This is a genomic window from Hyphomicrobium sp., from assembly GCF_036780825.1.
Taxonomy (GTDB): domain Bacteria; phylum Pseudomonadota; class Alphaproteobacteria; order Rhizobiales; family Hyphomicrobiaceae; genus Hyphomicrobium_C.
This window is the reverse complement of the sequence record NZ_DAIQCD010000052.1, coordinates 1-14,381: the sequence shown is the minus strand read 5'-3', so window position 1 is coordinate 14,381 and position 14,381 is coordinate 1. Positions and strand designations below refer to the sequence as shown.

Genomic DNA, 14,381 nt, shown 5'->3' with positions numbered 1-14,381 from the left:
TGCTTCGTCTCGACGGCGCTTTGCACGTTATAGCCGACCACACGGGGCTTTCTGCTCGTTGTCGCCATGGCGCGGGCATCAGGATCGGTCAGCGAGACCTGCGTTTCCCCGCTGTTGTCCTTGCGCCTCTCGATGGCCTTCAAGGCGCTGGCTCTCGCCGGCAGTGGGCCAGCTTCTTGACTGCGCGCGCCAATCGCACTTCGGGCACCGACATGCCGGTCTTGCTCACCACCTCGTCGGCACGGTCGAGCTTGGCGAGATACTTTTCGATGGCCGCATAGATCTCGGCTTCGCAACATGGCCGCGGACATCTCGAACCACACCTCTTGGCGCGACGAAGAACATCTGCGTCGGCAGGATGAACGCGCCGCGCGAGCTGTGGAAAAAGATCTTGGCTAGTTCCAGATAGAATTCGGGCTTGCCGAGTGGCCGCTTCAGTTGCTTGCACTGATAATTGTGCCAATCTCCATCGAGGCGCCGGGGTGTACAATATCCGACGACACCCCATAGGCCGGGCCGGATGTTGGTGGCAAGATCGTCTCCGGGCCGGCGGCCGATAGCCAAGCGAGGAATGTGGCCTGACGGCATTGTAGTCGCCACCGTTCGATGAGCACCTGGGCTTCGTAGGGCGTCGAGAACTGTTCGCCGGCCGGCAGTTCATCGCGGAGCTCGGAGTTAAGCTCTCGCAGTAGCCGTCGCTCTTGAGAAACCTGCTAATCAACGGCACCCCGAGGTGAGCGGATCCGCGGTATGAGCTCGCGTCCATGTACAAGCCAGTTGCGCTCTCGATTCGAGTGTTTACCAGACCGTGGCGCACAGGTGGCGCACGGAGGCCAAATGCAAGAAAGCCCGGCTTGGGCCGAGCTTCGTAACCTCATGATTTTCCTTGGAAATGTTGGTTGCGGGGATAGGATTTGAACCTATGACCTTCAGGTTATGAGCCTGACGAGCTACCGGGCTGCTCCACCCCGCGATACCGACATTGTGACTTCAGCAAGATCGAAAAGTGCGATCCTGGAAATCATTTCGAACGATCCGGTCACCGTGTTGGTCTTGGGACTTGATCAGGGCCACAAGCCCATACGCCAGATGGATCTGGACGTTGATGGGTCCGGCCCGTTCGAAGGCCGCCTCCCGGGGCGGCTGAGGAGGTCTATAGCATGATTTTCAGCTTTGTGAACCCCAGTTGGGCATGGCTTTCCGCCGGCTGGTGGATTACTCACGCGGCCATTGGGCGCGGGCGCCGTCTTTGCCGCTCCAGGCGGCCCCATCCGCAGAAATCTTTCGTATAAGCTCGCGTGTCGACACTGGATTCTTCCGAGGCGGGACTTTGCACGCATGACAGCAGCCGACCCTGAACAAGCCCACGGCGCAGAGGCCGTGCGTCGAAGCGCGGGGCTCGAGGAAACGTTCGTCCTCCTCGATAACAGCGCCGGGCAGGGCCCGCCATCACTCCTCTTCACTGAGCCGGTCGAGATCATCTCGGCAATGACGGCGGACGAGGTGCCGCAGGCGCTGGCGCGACTCGAGGCGGGGACGACCTCGGGGCTCCATGCGGCCGGCTTCTTCGCCTACGAGCTCGGCTACGTGCTCGAGCCGAAGATCCGCCATCTCTTGCCGGAGGGCCGGAACGTGCCGCTCCTGTGGTTCGGCCTCTACCGAGGGCCGCGCGAGATGAGCGAGCGCGAGGTGGACCACTGGCTCGCCACCCATACGAAAAGCGGATCCTACCAATTCGCGGCCGTCACCTGCGCCTGGGATCAGGCCGAATACGAGTCCCGGTTCTCGGCCGTGCAGGACAAAATTCGCGCCGGCGACATTTACCAGATCAACCTGACGTTCAAGGCGCGCTTCCGGCTCGAGGGATCGCCGCTCACCTTTTACCGCGACATGCGCCAGCGCCAGCGCGTCGCCTATGCCGGCATCGTCGATACCGGCGAGGTGACCGTGCTGTCGGCCAGCCCGGAGCTCTTCATCGAGAAGCATGGCAGGGTGATCTCGACGCGGCCCATGAAGGGCACAGCGCCCCGAGCCGGAACCCCGGAGGCGGACGAGGATCAGCGCCGCGTCCTTGCGAGCGACATCAAACAGCGCGCCGAAAACCTCATGATCGTCGACCTCATGCGCAACGATCTCGGGCGCCTCGCCGAGGTGGGCAGCGTCAGCGTGACGGATCTGTTCACGGTCGAGACCTATCGGACGCTCCACCAGCTGACGTCAGGTGTGAAGGCAACGCTGCGCGACAACGTCGGCCTCGAGGATCTCGTCCGCGCCATCTTCCCGCCCGGCTCCGTGATCGGGGCACCCAAGATCCGGGCGATGGAGCTCATCCGCGACTACGAGACGGAGCCGCGCGGCGTCTATTGCGGCGCCATCGGGCACATCGCGCCTACCGGCCAGGCCTTGTTCAACGTGGTGATCCGAACGCCGGTGATCTTTCGCGACGGACAGGGGGAGATGGGCATCGGTTCCGGCGTGGTTTACGATTCTGTCGGCGCCAAGGAGTACGCCGAGTGCCTGCTTAAGATGAAGTTCCTTACCGATCCCCCCAAGGCGTTCGAGCTGATCGAGACGCTGCTCTACAAGCCGGGTGAAGGCTATTGGCTTTTGGACGGGCATATGAAGCGCCTGGCCGCGTCTGCCGCCTATTTCGGCTATGCCTATGACGAAGAGGACGTGCGGTCGGCGCTGGGCCGTGCGGTAAGGGGACGGGAAGGCGAGCGGTTGCGCGTGCGCCTCCTCCTGGCCGAGGACGGGACGGTCTCCGTCACCGCAACTGAGCAGCCGGCTCAGGCGCCGGACGCGGTGATGCGCGTGGCGGTCTCGAACACGCGGCTCGACAGCACCAACGCCTTTCTCTTCCATAAGACGACGCGGCGCGAGCTCTACGACCTGGAGTGGCAACACTATGCCGAAACGCTTGCGGCGGACGAAGTCGTCTACCTGAATGAGCGCGGCGAAGTTGCCGAAGGCAGCCGGACGAATGTCTTCATCGAGCGGGGCGGCAAGCTTTTGACGCCGCCGCTTGCGAGCGGGCTTCTGCCGGGTGTTTTTCGCGCGTCATTGATTGAGAGCGGCAAGGCGGAGGAGGCTGTGCTCTCCCTCAGTGATCTTGCGGATGCGGATGTGATCTACGTGGGGAATTCCGTGCGCGGGCTCGTCAAGGCGGAGTTGCTGGAGCCGGTCGCCCGGTAGCGCGCACTAAAGGGGCGTATCTGAGAGCTGACCATTGGCGGCTCAGTTCGAGCGGCTGGCCGATCTTTCGGGAGACGAGATCGAAGCAGTCTTCGAGCCGCTGTCGTGGATCGCAGAAACCACGAATACCAGAGCCGCCAGCGTCAGCAGCATGGCAACGGCGATACCGCGTGCCGAGCGGCGCGCGCGCTCTGCAAAAGGACCTGACTGGAACTTGCGCATGATCATCATCATGGCGATCAATCTGCGTGAGGAGGGGCCGCGCCTGCTAGAGTGCTGAACGCCGCGCGACAGATCGGCACATCGCGTCCATGACCTTAATCAAACACCAACAAAAGCGTCCTGCCTGTGGGGGTGAACAGCCTCGGTTGGCCGACGAAAGGGCGCGTCTCAAAGCCCGCGCATGATGCATCCGAAGATCAGCACGATCTGCGCCACGACGAGCACCCAAAATTCTTGACCGGTGATGTATGGAATTGATGCGCCGAAGAAATATGTGACCAGCGCAAGCACCGTGAGGATGACGGACAGCATGTACGTCAGGATGCCGGGTGCCTTGAGGACCATGGTCGCTCTCTCCTTGCGGCTCGAGTATCCGGATGAGGCGATTCGCTCGCCGACGCATGCTTATAGCAGCCGTCGCCCCGCCAAGGTGGGGCTTCGCAGCAACAGCGGGGAGGTGACGGCCGCCGGGGCTGGAACCTATCGGCTTCAGCGCTGTTTTGCCCCGTGGGTCCATTGCGTTATCCATGGTTTCTTAGAAGCACTGGAAAGAAGAGCGCGCCTCTGGAATAGGTTTTAGGCCGACGCTCGTTCAAGAGCCATCCGGCTGCACGTCAGGAGATAGCCATGCTTCGTTTGTGGTCAGCTGCGGTCGTACTTGCCGCCGGTCTCCTTGCTCATACGGGTGCGGACGCCTACGGCCCCAAAGTCCGGCGGCTATGTGCCAACGACTATATGGACAACTGTCATACCTACCGGCTCGGTACGCCTGAGCTGAGGAGCTGCATGCGCAAAGCGGGCGCCAAGCTCAGTCCGCGCTGTGTCGACGCTCTGGTTGAGGAGGGGCACGTTTCAGCCTCCGAAGTTCAGCACCGCCGTGCGGCAGCCGGCAGATAGAGCGTTCCACACCACGGACATTTCAATCATGGGAGTCGTGCCGGAGCGATCTTTGGCTGCGGCTTATGGTGCGCGCGGCTTGGCACGTGACGTCGGTGCGGCGCCGGCCGGATCATCGGGCCAGACGTGACGGGGATAGCGGCCTTTCATCTCGGCCTTAACGGCGGCCCACGATCCGCTCCAAAAACCGGGCAGGTCGCGCGTAATCTGAATTGGACGATGAGCCGGCGACAGCAAATGTAACGTGAGGGGAAGGCGGCCCCCGGCGATGGCTGGGTGCGCCGTCAGCCCGAACAGCTCCTGCACGCGGATGTGGACCGAGGGCGCGCCGGCCCCGTCGTAGGCGATGGCATGGCGGTTGCCGGTTGGCGCTTCGAAATGCGTGGGCGCTTCTTCATCAAGACGACGGCGCAGATCCCAGGGAATGAGGGTGTCGAGCGCGTGGGCCAAGTCTTCGGCGGAAATGTCGGCGAGACGCGCCTTCCCAGAAAGAAAAGGACTGAGCCACCGTGGCAGCGATGCCGTGAGGGCTTCGTCGGAGAGGTCGGGCCAGTCGCCCGCGCCGGCCACGCGCAGGAAGCCGACGCGGCTTCTAAGCTGGAGCTGAGTCTTCGACCAGGGCAGCTTGTCGGCGCCGAGGCTTGCAAGACCGGCGGCAAGAGCGGCCTCAATCTCGGGCCCTGGATTGGCGGGGCGCGGCTCACTCGCGAGAGAGATGGCGCCGAGCCGGCGCATGCGGCGGACGCGGACTGCGAGGCTTTCGGAGTCGAAGGCTGTTTCGTCACGAACCTCGATGCGATGGCCAGCGATGCGCAAGATTTCCACTTCGTCGGTTGCGGCGGCAAGTAGGATGCGCGTTTGGGCCGCCGCACCCTGCATCTCGCCCACGACAAGGAAGGGCGCGCGGGCAAGGGGATCCGCGGGATCGAGGCCGGCGCCGCGGCCGTTGGCGAGCAGGTATTGGCCTCGGGCGCCGCGTGCTTTGGCGATGCGCTCCGGATAGGCGAGGACCAGCAGTGCGGCGGCCGAGAACGGTGCCGCGGAAGGTTCATTCCCTTCCGGGCTTTCACGCAAGGAGGGAGGGAGCGTGGCGCGTGCGCTCTGCGCCCAGGTCTCGGCAAGGCGGCGCATGTCGGTTGCCCGGCGAGAGCGATCGCGGCGGAAGGCATCGAGCCGGTGCTCGAGTGCCGTGTCGCTGCCGCCGAGTCCGCGTTCGACGAGGATGGCTGCGATTTCGGCCGCGTGCGCTTCGGCCCCCATTCGGGCGGCTTCGAGCACCATTGCGGCCAGGCGCGGCGGGAGCGGAAGTGTGCGCAGCCGGCGACCGGCCTCCGTGATGCGGCCGTCGTCGCCGATCGCTCCGAGCGCCTGGAGCTCTTCACGGGCGGCGTCGAGGGCCGCCATGGAGGGCGGATCGAGCCAGGCGAGGCGGAGCGGATCGGTGACACCCCATTCGGCGCAGTCGAGCAGCATCGGTGCGAGATCGGCAGCGCGGATCTCCGGTTCGCCGTAAGCCGGCAAGCTCGCCGTTTCGGCTTCGTCCCAGAGGCGGTAACAGACGCCCGGCTGCGTGCGGCCGGCGCGGCCGCGGCGCTGGTCGGCGGATGCGCGTGGCACGCGGACGGTGGCAAGGCGCGTTACGCCGACGTCCGGATCAAAGCGCGGCACGCGGGCAAGGCCGCAGTCGATGACGACGCGGACGCCCTCAATGGTGAGGGAGGTTTCCGCGATCGAGGTGGCGAGCACGATCTTGCGCATGGTGGGAGGAGCCGGCGCGACGGCGAGGTCCTGCTGGCGCCGATCGAGCGCGCCATGCAGCGGGGCGATGATCACATCCTCGGCGGCGAGACTTTCGCGCAAGCGCTCTTCCGTGCGGCGGATCTCTCCCTGACCCGGCAGGAAAGCGAGGATGGAGCCCGTCTCCGCCCGAAGCGCGCGCAGGATCGTGGCGGTCATCCGAACCTCCAGGCGCTGGGACGGATCCTTACCCAGGTAGCGCGTCTCGATGGGAAAGCTCCGGCCTTCGCTGGCGATCAGCGGGACACCGCCGAGCAATTCGGCAACGCGCTCGCCGGCAAGTGTTGCTGACATGACGAGGAGGCGCAGGTCGTCGCGCAGGCTACGCTGCGCATCGAGGGCGAGTGCAAGGCCGAGGTCGGCGTCGAGCGAACGCTCATGGAACTCATCGAAGAGCACGGCGCCGACGCCTTCGAGCATCGGGTCGTCGAGGATCATGCGCGTGAAGACGCCCTCAGTCAGCACCTCGATGCGGGTTTGGGCCGATACGCGTGTGTCCAGGCGGGCGCGAAGGCCGACCGTCTCGCCCACCGCCTCGCCGAGCGTGGCTGCCATGCGCTGCGCCGCTCCGCGCGCAGCCAGGCGGCGCGGCTCGAGCAGAACGATCTTGCGTCGCGCGAGCCAGGGCGCATCCAGGAGCGCCAGGGGGACGCGAGTCGTTTTTCCGGCGCCCGGCGGTGCGACGAGCACGGCTCCCGTGCCGCCGGCAAGCGCATCAGCCAAAGCGGGGAGTGCGCCGTCGATGGGTAGAGGCGGGTCGAATCGTCCGGGGGCATGAGGGGCCGTCTGGTCGGTCATCGTGGCGTGCTTAGCACGGGCGTTGGGCCGAATGCGCGTGTTTGCGATGCTCCGCCTTTACAACACGCCGCGGCTGGACGATACGGGTCGTCGGCGCGGATCGCACGCACATCCGTCCGCTCCGTGGTGCTGTCGCAGGGTAGGCCATCCAAGAGACCCGGAGGACACTCCATGCTCCGCTTTGCAGCAAAGTTTCTGCCGCGCGCCGCGTTCGGCGCGGCTCTCACAGCGATGTCTTTCGCTCCGGCATGGGCGGCCAATGAGCTTGCTGGCTATTGGATGGATTCCCATGGCGAGGTGGTGCTGGAAACGCAGCCCTGCGGCGGCGACGTCTGCGCAAAGGTCGTCTGGCTCAGGCTGCCCTACGGGCCCGACCGCAAGCCGCTCAAGGACTTCCGCAATCCCGATCCGACGCTCCAGAACCGGGCGGTGTGCGGGCTGCGGGTGATCGACGGCTTTGCCAAGCAACCCGATGGGACCTGGGGCGGGGGCGACGTCTACGTGCCCGACCTCGGCATGAGCTTCAAAGGCTATGCCACGGTGCTAAGCCCGACGCAGATCGAGGTGCGCGGCTATGTGCTGCTGCCGCTATTCGGCTCGTCGGAAGTGTGGAGCAAGGTGGCCAAGCCTGCTTACCATTGTGAGCGCGATGGCGTACCGCCGGCGCCGGAGCTCGCCGGGCAGTAAAGCGCGCTTTTTGGAACCGGAATCGTTATTTCGGCCCCTTCGCTTGAAGCCGCGAGACAGCATCGCTGTTCAAACTCTGCGGCTCCTCGCTTTCGCGACAATTTGCACTCGATCATTTCATTGACACGGCCCGTGCTCGCGGTCACTCTTAATGACCAATCGCTCATTAAGCGGCGTCGCCGCACGAACCGCATGGTTATTACGGAGGCTTCACTATGTTTGATTTCGTTCTCTCATGCCGAAAGGCCTTGGCCGCGATCCTCTTGGCGATCGCGACAAGTCTTGCTCCCACGCTCTCGCTCGCGGATGAAAGTCAGGTCCGCACGGATGCCAGCAAATGGGACGAAGCGTTCAACTCCAAGGACATCAAGGCGCTCGCTGGGTTTTACGCCCAGGACGCGATGGTCGTTCCTGCTGGCGGTAAGACCGTAAGCGGTCCGGATGCTATCGGCGCGTTCTTCGCGGATTTGCAAGCGAAGGGCTTCAGCGATCACAAGATCACCGTCGAGAAGGTTCTGGATCAGGGCGATACGCGGGTTGCAACCGGCACGTGGCAGCTCAACGGTCCCTCCGACGAGGGGAGCACGAAGCAATACGGTGGCAACTGGGTGAACGTGCTCGTTCGCTCCAACGATGGCTGGCGTGTTCTGCTCCATACGTGGAACTGATCTGATGTTCGGTCTTGGCGGACGTCGTTGTACGGCGACGTCCGCTAAGCGTCTTTACAACGTCTGCGCAGGTTTCTCCCCGGCCGGGATGTTGCGCGATCCGTTATCTTTCCAAGTAGGCTCAATCCTTTTGCGGACCAGAGCTCATCGCGAACGGTGGCGATTCGGGAAGAGTGATGCCGCGTTCGGCTTCCAGCTTTAGATATTCGCGCTGGGTGTCGATCATGTAGTCGCGCACGATCGGCACGGCATCGCGCTTTTTGGATAGCTGCATGTGGAAAACGAGCTGGCTGCCGGTGCGGAACATCATTTCGCAGCTGATCAGATAGAACTCCCACATCCGGCAGAAGCGCTCGTCGTACATCTCCGCCACTTTAGCGCGGTTGGTCTCGAAGCGGCTGACCCAGTGAGCGAGCGTCTTGGCGTAATGCACGCGCAGGAATTCGAGATCCGTCACCCACAGGCTGTTCTGCTCCACGTGCGTGAAGACTTCCGAGAGCGCGGGTGAGTAGGCGCCGGGGAAGATGTATTTCCGGAGCCAGGGGCTTGCCGTGCCGGGCGGGCTCATATGGCCGATGGAGTGGAGCAGCATGACGCCGTCGTCGGTGAGGAGATCGTTCACCTTGGCGAAGAATTCGCCGTAGTGGTGCACGCCGACGTGCTCGAACATGCCGACGGACACGATGCGGTCGAAGCGCTCATTGAGGTCACGGTAATCGCGCAGCTCGAAGCGCACCCGGTCGGCCACGCCGAGCGCCTTCGCCTTTTCGTTGGCGAGCTTCGCTTGCTCCTTGGAGAGCGTGACGCCGACGGCCCGGATGTCCTGCAGGCGCGCGAGATAGAGCAGCATGTCGCCCCAGCCGCAGCCGATGTCCAGCACCTTCTGGCCAGGCTCGAGCGCGAGCTTGGAGGCGATGAGGCGCAGCTTGTTCTGCTGGGCTTCTTCAAGCGTGTCCTCGTCGCTCGTGAAGTAGGCGCACGAGTACTGCATGCCGCGGTCGAGGAAGAGGCGATAGAACTCGTTGCCGATGTCGTAGTGGTGGGCGACGTTCTTCTGCGCCTTGCCGATCGGGTTGGCCTGCTGGAAGCGCTTTAGGCCGCGCGAGACTTTGCGCAGAACCTTCTGCAACGGGTAGGAGCCGAGCGAGAGGCGGTTGACCGAGAATAGCGTGAGGAAGTCGCGCAGCGTCGATTGCTCGAAGCTCATGCGGCCGTCCATATAGGCCTCGCCCGCGGCCAGCTCCGGATTGAAGAAGAGCGAGCGGTAGAGCGTCGGATCCGTGAGGCGCATGGTGACTTCGGGGCCGGGCGCGCGACCGCCGAAGACGTGCTCGCGGCCTTCCGCGTCGATCACCGTGAGCTTGCCGAAGCGGACGAACGATTTCAGCATGTGCGAAAGCGGAAACATGTGACCTCGCTGTTTGGCGATCCAACGGGAGCGTGACGTCACGCGGCGGATTTCTTGGTGCGACCCTGCTCCGCCGCCGCGCGGATGGCCTCGATATTGGCGGCGTAGTTCTCCTTCGTACCACCTTTGAATACGGCGGAGCCTGCAACGAGTACGTTAGCGCCGGCCGCGGCAACGAGGCCCGCCGTCTCCGGTGTCACCCCGCCATCGACTTCGAGGTCGATCTCACGGTCCCCGATCATGGCGCGGACGCTTCTGATCTTCTCAAGCTGCGAGGGGATGAAGGCCTGGCCGCCGAAGCCTGGGTTCACCGTCATCAGGAGGATGAGGTCAACGCGGTCGAGCACGTGGACGATGGCGCTTTCGTGCGTGCCGGGATTGAGCGAGACGCCGGCCTTGCAGCCGGCCGCGCGGATGGCTTGCAGCGAGCGGTCGAGGTGCGGGCCGGCTTCGGCGTGAACGGTGATGATCTCGGCGCCAGCCTTGGCGAAGGCCTCGATGTAGGGATCGGCCGGCGCGATCATCAAATGGCAGTCGAAGGTTTTCGAGGACGCGCCGCGGATGGCGCTGATCACCGGCGGCCCGAACGTGATGTTGGGCACGAAGTGGCCGTCCATCACGTCGAGATGGATCCAATCGGCCCCGGCCGCATCGACGGCGGCAACCTCCGCGCCGAGGCGGGAAAAATCCGCAGACAGAATGGAGGGCGCAATGATGAGCGCACGGTGCATTGGCTTCCGCCTCCCGTTCGGGTTTTCCAAGCCCTTGCCCTACACGGCGCACGCCAGCCGGGCAAGGACCGAGACCGTGAGAGCTGGGGAGGGCCGGGCTGAGACTCCGAAGATCGGGATGCCATCCGCGTCAGGCGCCGAAGATCGACCATCCCATGCGCTTGGTCAGGGCTTCGAGCGCGATGCGGCCGAGGTGAGAGTTTCCGTTTGCGTCGAGGCCCGGAGCCCAGACGGCGATGGAGGCCCGGCCCGGCGCGACGGCCAGGATGCCGCCGCCGACACCGCTCTTGCCGGGCAGGCCGACGCGATAGGCGAACTCGCCCGAGCCGTCGTAGTGCCCGCACGTCAGCATCACCGCATTGATGCGGCGCGCGCGCTCCGGCGGGACGACGGACATGCCAGTTTCGGGGTTGCGGCCGGAATGGACGAGGAAGCGCCCGGCCATGGCGAGCTGCCGGCAGGTCATGGCGATGGCGCAATGGTGGAAATAGACGCCGAGCGTGAACTCGACAGGGTTCTCGAGCACGCCGAACGACTTCATGTAGTTCGCAAGCGCCGCGTTGCGGAAGCCCGTGCGCTGCTCCGAGGCGGCCACCGCCTTGTCGATGGCGATCGACTGGTCGTCGGCGAGAAAGCGCATGAAATGCAGGATCTCGCCGAGCACTTCGCGGGGCTGGTGGCCGGACAGGATCAGGTCGGTCACGGCAATCGCGCCGGCGTTGATGAAAGGATTGCGCGGGATGCCGTGCTCGTATTCGAGCTGCACGATGGAGTTGAACGCGCTGCCGGACGGCTCGCGGCCGACACGGCGCCATAGCCTGTCTCCGACCTTGCCGAGTGCAAGCGTAAGGGTGAAGACCTTCGAGATACTCTGGATCGAAAACGGCGTGTCGCAATCGCCGGCTGCGGCGACGTTGCCCTCGGCGTCGATCACGCAGAGGCCGAAGGCGTTGGGGTCGACGCGCGCGAGCTCCGGAATATAGGTCGCCACTTCGCCGCGATCCGGTCTCCGGCGCATTTCCTCGGCGATCTCGCTCACGGCCACATCGAGGTCGGTCACAGCGCTGCTCATAGGTTCGGGAATGACGGTTTCGGGGGATGGCCTGCTCGAGACCGGCGCGACCTTGCTTCAGCAGGCCAAAGGTCTCCTGCGGGCGGACGCGAGATGCCTTGAATCGCGCGATCTGGCCAGGGTGCCCATAGAGCCGTTCCGGCTTAAGTGGAATCGGGGAACGGCTCTAAGTTTTTGTTTCCTCGCGCTTCTCCCGGAAAACCGGTTCTCACTTTTCCGGAAGCACTCTAGGCGAGGAATCGGACTTTATCGGCTCGGCCGGAAGGTGGCCAGATGCAACTCCGGCGCGCGGGTGTGGCCCTGGCAGGGCACACCCTCTCGCCCGCTTGATCAGAAGAACGTGCGGCGTTTCCTCTCGATGAGCTGAAGGATCATCGGCGTCAGGATGAGCTGCATGGCCAGATCCATGCTGCCGCCCGGGATAACGATCGAATTCGCGCGCGACATGAAGCTGTCCTTGATCATCGACAGCAAATAGGAAAAGTCGATGCCGCGCGGGTTCTTGAAGCGGATGACGACCATGGATTCGTCGTTGGTCGGGATCCAGCGGGCGATAAAGGGGTTTGAGGTGTCTACCGTCGGGATGCGCTGAAAGTTGATGTCGGTCTCCGTGAATTGCGGGCAGATGTATTTCACGTAGTCCGGCATGCGGTGGAGGATGACGTCGGTGATCGCCTCGGGGGAGTATCCGCGTGTCTCCTTGTCGCGGTGGATCTTCTGTATCCATTCGAGATTAATCACAGGCACGACGCCGATGCGCAGGTCCGCGTAACGGGCGATGTTGACCTTTTCGGTAATCGCGCAACCGTGCAGGCCCTCGTAGATCATGAGGTCCGTGTCGTACGGGATCTCCTGCCATGGCGTGAAGTGGCCCGGCGGGACACCGTAGGCCTCTGCCTCGGCGTGATCGTGGGCATAGTAGCGCGAGCGCCCAGTGCCGGTCTCGCCATAGGTCTTGAACAGGAGCTCGAGTTCCGCGAGCAGGTTCGCGTCCTCTCCGAAATGGCTGAGATTGGGATTGCCGTTGGCGGCGGCTTCCGCCATGGCGGCCGTCATCTCGTCGCGGTTGTAGCGATGGAATGCATCGCCCTCGATGAAGACGGCGGTTATTTTCTCGCGCCGAAAGATCTGCTCGAAGGTGCGGCGAACACTGGTGGTGCCGGCGCCTGAGGAGCCTGTGACGGAGATGATGGGGTGCTTAGCGGACATATGGTTCTGCTGCTAACGGATGGGGCACGATTAGTTTCTGGCGCGTTCGCTCGTCATCGTCTGAACAGGCCCCGGCGCCCGAACAGGGGCGAGCGCTCGCCGACGCCGAAGGGGGTCTGATAAAGACGCATAAGATACTCGACCTCGGTCCTGGATCCGGCGACGAAAGGCGTGCGTTGGTGAAGACCCGCGGGCTCGCGGTCCAGGATGCGCTCGCGGCCGTTGGTGGCGGCACCGCCCGCCTGCTCGATGATCCAGGCCAGGGGATTGGCCTCGTAGACGAGGCGCAGCCGGCCCATAGCGTAGTTCTCGCGAAGATCGCTCGGGTAGAGGAAGATGCCGCCCCGGCTCAGCAGGCGGTAGATGTCGGCGACAGGCGAGGCCGTCCAGCGCATGTTGAAGTTCTCGCCCCGCGGTCCCTCGGATCCGCGCACGCAATCGTCGATGTAGGTGCGGATGGATTCGTCCCAATGGCGATAATTTGAGGTGTTGATCGCGTATTCGTGCGTCGTCGCCGGGATCGCGACCTCGGGCGCCGTCAGGAGGAATTCTCCCGTCATCCGTTGCAGCGTGAAGATCTGCGTGCCGCTGCCAACGGTGAGCACCAGGGTCGTGTATGGTCCATAGACGACGAAGCCCGCTGCCACCTGCGTCTTTCCCGCCTGCAGAAAGCTCGATGCAGGATCGTCGGCGAGTGCCGGCAGAATGGTGAAAATCGTGCCGATGGAAACATTGGCATCGATGTTCGACGAGCCATCGATGGGATCCACCGCGACGGCCAAGGGCGCGCCCGGATTGATGGGCGCCGGGCTTTCCAGCTCTTCCGAACCGAAGGTCGCGACGGGCGCCTCTCTCAAGGCGGCCACGATGAGATCGTTGGCGCGGACGTCGACCTCTTTCTGAGGATCGGCGCCAGTCTGGCGGCCGGTTTCGGAACCCAGCGTGCCCGCCAGCGGTCCAAGGCTTACGAGATCCGCGATCCGGCTGCATGCGTCGGCCAGGCGGCGCAACGTAGCGCTGACGTCCGCCCGGCCGGGATTTCCATCAGCCCAGCGATCCAGAAACGGCCCTAGACCGATGGGGTCCGTCATCTGCCGTGCCCTCCCGGCGCGGTTGTCCAATTTCGCTTCAGACCAGGGGCCTCTGAGACGATCGATCGTACCGTCTGCCGTCCTCCGGTTTTTAGCGCCGGTGTCATGAATGTCATACGTAGAGCGTTCTTGCTCAGGATTCGTTAGCAGCCCCGCGTTCTTCGACGTGTTCTATTATTTGCATTGCACGTTAAGGCTGTGTTGCACGATCTTTGGATGATCGTCGGTAAAGCCGGGGTACAAGATGGCAGGCTTGGTTGGCCGCGTTCTGACTTTCGCGGGCTTCAACTTGAGAGCGGTGGGTTCGTTACTGCAGCGTGCCTGCCCGGCTCAGAGGCACTTTATTCGGTTCGCCGGTTGCGTTTTTGGGCCGTGCTCGAAGCGCCATGCCCTGGCCCGGTTCAATCTGGCGCTCGGGTGCACTTGCGTCCGAGGCGATCACCCGCTATTGACCACCGCTCGGCTCGTATGCGCTGCGGTCTGACCACGCCGTTGCGCCTTAGGCGAGCAGGCCGGAGAGGTGGCAGAGTGGTCGATCGCGCCGCACTCGAAATGCGGAGTACGGGCAACCGTACCGGGGGTTCGAATCCCTCCCTCTCCGCCATC

Annotated in this window: 12 protein-coding genes, 2 tRNA genes and 1 pseudogene; 5 read left to right on the top strand and 10 right to left on the bottom strand. The window is 64.0% G+C overall.

Going from position 1 to position 14,381, the window contains the following annotated elements:
- Positions 1-527: 527 nt before the first annotated feature.
- Both V7P99_RS14090 and V7P99_RS14085 read right to left on the bottom strand, forming a co-directional pair.
- Positions 528-677, bottom strand: a pseudogene (locus tag V7P99_RS14090) (integrase core domain-containing protein); the annotation flags it as partial.
- A 219-nt stretch (positions 678-896) separates the two neighbouring features.
- Positions 897-973 (bottom strand) — tRNA-Met (locus tag V7P99_RS14085).
- 365 nt (positions 974-1,338) lie between these two features.
- On the opposite strand from V7P99_RS14085, the gene pabB reads away from it, so the two are divergent.
- The gene (pabB, locus tag V7P99_RS14080) at positions 1,339-3,195 is read left to right on the top strand and encodes an aminodeoxychorismate synthase component I (protein WP_333795466.1); all 1,857 of its coding nucleotides are present in this window, start codon (positions 1,339-1,341) and stop codon (positions 3,193-3,195) included.
- Between the two features lie 42 nt (positions 3,196-3,237).
- Here the strand turns inward: pabB and V7P99_RS14075 are convergent, their stop codons facing one another.
- Together V7P99_RS14075 and V7P99_RS14070 are read right to left on the bottom strand one after the other, a co-directional pair.
- Positions 3,238-3,429 carry a hypothetical protein gene (locus V7P99_RS14075; RefSeq protein WP_333795465.1) on the bottom strand — a complete coding sequence of 64 codons (192 nt, stop codon included), beginning with the start codon at positions 3,427-3,429 and terminating at the stop codon, positions 3,238-3,240.
- A 156-nt stretch (positions 3,430-3,585) separates the two neighbouring features.
- Positions 3,586-3,762 carry a hypothetical protein gene (locus V7P99_RS14070; RefSeq protein WP_333795464.1) on the bottom strand — a complete coding sequence of 59 codons (177 nt, stop codon included), beginning with the start codon at positions 3,760-3,762 and terminating at the stop codon, positions 3,586-3,588.
- Positions 3,763-4,044: 282 nt separating this feature from the next.
- On the opposite strand from V7P99_RS14070, the gene V7P99_RS14065 reads away from it, so the two are divergent.
- A complete protein-coding gene (locus V7P99_RS14065; protein WP_333795463.1) occupies positions 4,045-4,314 on the top strand; it encodes a hypothetical protein in 270 nt (89 codons plus the stop codon).
- Positions 4,315-4,377: 63 nt separating this feature from the next.
- Here V7P99_RS14065 and hrpB read toward each other — a convergent pair whose 3' ends face one another.
- The gene (gene hrpB, locus V7P99_RS14060) at positions 4,378-6,909 is read right to left on the bottom strand and encodes an ATP-dependent helicase HrpB (protein ID WP_333795462.1); all 2,532 of its coding nucleotides are present in this window, start codon (positions 6,907-6,909) and stop codon (positions 4,378-4,380) included.
- 171 nt (positions 6,910-7,080) lie between these two features.
- On the opposite strand from hrpB, the gene V7P99_RS14055 reads away from it, so the two are divergent.
- Both V7P99_RS14055 and V7P99_RS14050 read left to right on the top strand, forming a co-directional pair.
- Positions 7,081-7,596 carry a DUF2147 domain-containing protein gene (locus V7P99_RS14055; RefSeq protein ID WP_333795461.1) on the top strand — a complete coding sequence of 172 codons (516 nt, stop codon included), beginning with the start codon at positions 7,081-7,083 and terminating at the stop codon, positions 7,594-7,596.
- 215 nt (positions 7,597-7,811) lie between these two features.
- Positions 7,812-8,264 (top strand): YybH family protein, encoded by a 453-nt coding sequence (locus V7P99_RS14050; protein WP_333795460.1) that lies wholly within the window; start codon positions 7,812-7,814, stop codon positions 8,262-8,264.
- Between the two features lie 121 nt (positions 8,265-8,385).
- Here V7P99_RS14050 and V7P99_RS14045 read toward each other — a convergent pair whose 3' ends face one another.
- From V7P99_RS14045 to V7P99_RS14025, 5 genes are all read right to left on the bottom strand, one after another.
- Entirely contained in the window at positions 8,386-9,672 is a 1,287-nt protein-coding gene (locus tag V7P99_RS14045) for a cyclopropane-fatty-acyl-phospholipid synthase family protein (protein ID WP_333795459.1), read from the bottom strand.
- Positions 9,673-9,710: 38 nt separating this feature from the next.
- The gene (rpe, locus tag V7P99_RS14040) at positions 9,711-10,403 is read right to left on the bottom strand and encodes a ribulose-phosphate 3-epimerase (protein ID WP_333795458.1); all 693 of its coding nucleotides are present in this window, start codon (positions 10,401-10,403) and stop codon (positions 9,711-9,713) included.
- A gap of 130 nt (positions 10,404-10,533) precedes the next feature.
- A complete protein-coding gene (locus V7P99_RS14035; protein ID WP_333795457.1) occupies positions 10,534-11,463 on the bottom strand; it encodes a glutaminase in 930 nt (309 codons plus the stop codon).
- A gap of 342 nt (positions 11,464-11,805) precedes the next feature.
- On the bottom strand, positions 11,806-12,684 hold the full coding sequence (locus V7P99_RS14030) for a phosphoribulokinase (RefSeq protein WP_333795456.1): 879 nt from the start codon (positions 12,682-12,684) through the stop codon (positions 11,806-11,808).
- 53 nt (positions 12,685-12,737) lie between these two features.
- Positions 12,738-13,775 carry a class 1 fructose-bisphosphatase gene (locus V7P99_RS14025; protein WP_333795455.1) on the bottom strand — a complete coding sequence of 346 codons (1,038 nt, stop codon included), beginning with the start codon at positions 13,773-13,775 and terminating at the stop codon, positions 12,738-12,740.
- A gap of 514 nt (positions 13,776-14,289) precedes the next feature.
- Here V7P99_RS14025 and V7P99_RS14020 point away from each other — a divergent pair.
- Positions 14,290-14,379 (top strand) — tRNA-Ser (locus V7P99_RS14020).
- The last annotated feature ends 2 nt before the right edge of the window (positions 14,380-14,381 follow it).

Excerpts from the sequence above, each read along its gene's own strand:
- V7P99_RS14075 (WP_333795465.1), bottom strand. The coding sequence starts at position 3,429 with ATGATGATGATCATGCGCAAGTTCCAGTCAGGTCCTTTTGCAGAGCGC.
- V7P99_RS14045 (WP_333795459.1), bottom strand. The coding sequence starts at position 9,672 with ATGTTTCCGCTTTCGCACATGCTGAAATCGTTCGTCCGCTTCGGCAAG.
- rpe (WP_333795458.1), bottom strand. The coding sequence starts at position 10,403 with ATGCACCGTGCGCTCATCATTGCGCCCTCCATTCTGTCTGCGGATTTT.
- pabB (WP_333795466.1), top strand. The coding sequence starts at position 1,339 with ATGACAGCAGCCGACCCTGAACAAGCCCACGGCGCAGAGGCCGTGCGT.
- V7P99_RS14065 (WP_333795463.1), top strand. The coding sequence starts at position 4,045 with ATGCTTCGTTTGTGGTCAGCTGCGGTCGTACTTGCCGCCGGTCTCCTT.
- hrpB (WP_333795462.1), bottom strand. The coding sequence starts at position 6,909 with ATGACCGACCAGACGGCCCCTCATGCCCCCGGACGATTCGACCCGCCT.
- V7P99_RS14030 (WP_333795456.1), bottom strand. The coding sequence starts at position 12,684 with ATGTCCGCTAAGCACCCCATCATCTCCGTCACAGGCTCCTCAGGCGCC.
- V7P99_RS14070 (WP_333795464.1), bottom strand. The coding sequence starts at position 3,762 with ATGGTCCTCAAGGCACCCGGCATCCTGACGTACATGCTGTCCGTCATC.
- V7P99_RS14025 (WP_333795455.1), bottom strand. The coding sequence starts at position 13,775 with ATGACGGACCCCATCGGTCTAGGGCCGTTTCTGGATCGCTGGGCTGAT.
- V7P99_RS14055 (WP_333795461.1), top strand. The coding sequence starts at position 7,081 with ATGCTCCGCTTTGCAGCAAAGTTTCTGCCGCGCGCCGCGTTCGGCGCG.
- V7P99_RS14050 (WP_333795460.1), top strand. The coding sequence starts at position 7,812 with ATGTTTGATTTCGTTCTCTCATGCCGAAAGGCCTTGGCCGCGATCCTC.